Annotated in this window: 1 protein-coding gene; it reads left to right on the top strand. The window is 64.6% G+C overall.

Going from position 1 to position 427, the window contains the following annotated elements:
• On the top strand, window positions 1-427 hold a 427-nt coding region (locus GQB03_RS22685; RefSeq protein ID WP_159694066.1), incomplete at both ends, for a PKD domain-containing protein.

Genomic DNA, 427 nt, shown 5'->3' with positions numbered 1-427 from the left:
CCATCACGGTTACGGCGAACGATGGCGACGGCGGTGTGACCACACAGACCCATGCGGTGACGGTTGCTAACGTCGCCCCCTCCATCGAGCTCAGCGGAGCCGACAGCGTCGATGAAGCCAGCAGCTACACCCTGAGCCTGGGCAGTCTGATCGATCCGGGTGCCGACACCGCCACCGGCTACAGCCTCGACTGGGGTGATGGCAACGTGCAGAGCTTCAGTGCAGCCGAATTCGCCGCGCTTGGAGGCAGCATCGAGCACGTCTATGCCGACGGTGACGCCAGCGCCACGATTACGCTGGCGGTCACCGACGAGGACGGCAGCTTTGTCGCCGGCACCAAGACCATCACGGTGAACAATGTCGCGCCGAGCCTGAACATCGGTGGAGCGGGCAGCATCGACGAAGGCGACACCTTCGCGCTGGCCAT

The organism is Cognatazoarcus halotolerans (assembly GCF_009800965.1).
GTDB classification, from domain to species: domain Bacteria; phylum Pseudomonadota; class Gammaproteobacteria; order Burkholderiales; family Rhodocyclaceae; genus Cognatazoarcus; species Cognatazoarcus halotolerans.
This window is presented reverse-complemented; position numbering and strand designations above follow the sequence as displayed.